This is a genomic window from Kitasatospora sp. MBT66, from assembly GCF_000710405.2.
Classification (GTDB): Bacteria; Actinomycetota; Actinomycetes; order Streptomycetales; family Streptomycetaceae; genus Kitasatospora; species Kitasatospora purpeofusca.
On sequence record NZ_JAIY01000016.1, the window covers coordinates 450,146 to 451,973 of the forward strand.

Here is a 1,828-nt window from a genome sequence, read left to right on the forward strand (position 1 = left end):
CGGGGTCACCCGCTTCGAGTTCCTGCTCGCCGCCCTGCACGGCCTGCTGCACCGCTACGGCGGCGAGGCCGTCCCGGTCGCCGTCCCCTTCTCCACCCGCGACCCCCGGCAGCGCGGCACGATCGGCCTGTACGTCAACGAGCTGCCCGTGTACGCCCCGGCCGGCCAGGACGGTGACACGCCGTTCGCGCGCTACGCCGCCGCCGTGCGCGCCGAGGCCCGGCTGGTCTCGGCGCACCGCGCCGTCCCCTTCGGCAGCGCCGTCCCCGGCCTCACCCCCCGGGCCGGGCTGGCCCCGGTCTCCTTCGGCTACCGCCGCCGCACCACCGCCGACCCCGTGTTCCCCGGCAGCGCCGCCGCGGTCGACTGGACCGTCTTCCCGCACGCCGCCCGCAACACCCTGCACCTCCAGGCCGTCGACGGCGCCGACGGGATCGAGCTCTCGCTCCAGTACGACCCGGCCGTGCTCGCCTCCGCCGCCGCGCGGCGGATCGCCGGGCACCTCGCCACCCTGCTCGCCGCCGCCGTGGCCGACCCCGCGACCCCGCTCGGCGACCTGCCCCTGCTCGACCGGGCCGAGCGGCACCTGGTCACCACCGCCTGGAACGACACCGCCCGCGCCTACCCCGCCGACCGGACCGTGCTCGACCTGGTCCGCGAGCACGCCGCGGCCGCCCCCGACGCCCTCGCCGTGGTGGCCGGGGAGGAACGGCTGACCTACCGGGAGCTGCTGCGCCGCGCCGACCGGCTGGCCGGGGAGCTCACCGCGGCCGGCATCGGCCGCGACGACCTGGTCGGCCTGCACCTCGCCCGCACCGCCGACCTGCCGGCCGCGCTGCTCGCCGTGCACGCGGTCGGCGCCGGCTACCTGCCGCTCGACCCCGGCTACCCGGCCGAGCGGCTCGCCTTCGTGCTCGCCGACTCCGGCGCCGCCCTGCTGCTGGCCGACCGCGAACCGGCACCCGAGGTGGCCGCCGCCGCACCGGCGGTGCTCCGGCCGGGCGGGGCCTCCGCCGGGACCGCTTCCGGGTCCGAGGGCGATGCCGACCCCGGCCGGCTGGCGTACGTCCTCTACACCTCCGGCTCCACCGGCCGCCCCAAGGGCGTCGAGATCGGCCACCGGGCGCTGGTCAACCTGCTCACGGCCTTCGCCGCGCAGCTCGGCTCCGGCCCCGAGGACGTCTGGCTCGGCCTCACCTCGCTCTCCTTCGACATCTCCGCCCTGGAACTGCTGCTGCCGCTGACCACCGGCGGCCGCCTGGTGCTGGCCCCGGACGGCCTCGCGGTGGACGGCCCGGGGCTGCGGGCGCTGGTCGAGCGCGAGGGCGTCACCCACGTCCAGGCGACGCCGTCGGGCTGGCGGGTGCTGCTCGGTGCCGGGCCGCTGCCGTCCGGGCTGACCGGCCTGGTCGGCGGGGAGGCCCTGCCGCTGCCGCTGGCCCGGCAGCTGCGGGCCGGCACCGACCGCCTGTTCAACGTCTACGGGCCGACCGAGACCACCATTTGGTCCACCTGCGCCGAACTGCCGGACGGCCCGGAGGCGGTCCGGATCGGCCGGCCGATCGCCAACACCCGCGCCCTGGTACTGGACGGCCGCCGCCGGCCGCTGCCGATCGGCGTGCCCGGGGAACTCCACCTCGGCGGCGACGGGCTCGCCGAGGGCTACCTGGGCCGGCCGGAGCTCACCGCCGAGCGCTTCGTCGACGACCCCTTCGGCGCGCCCGGGAACCGCCTCTACCGCACCGGCGACCTGGTGGCCTGGAGCCCGGACGGCGAACTGGAGTTCCTCGGCCGGATCGACGACCAGGTCAAGATCCGCGGCCACCGG

Annotated in this window: 1 protein-coding gene; it reads left to right on the top strand. The window is 78.0% G+C overall.

The genetic code is table 11. From position 1 onward, the window contains the following. The coding region (locus BI06_RS51790) for an amino acid adenylation domain-containing protein (RefSeq protein ID WP_043476372.1) at nucleotides 1-1,828 on the top strand (1,828 nt) is incomplete at both ends.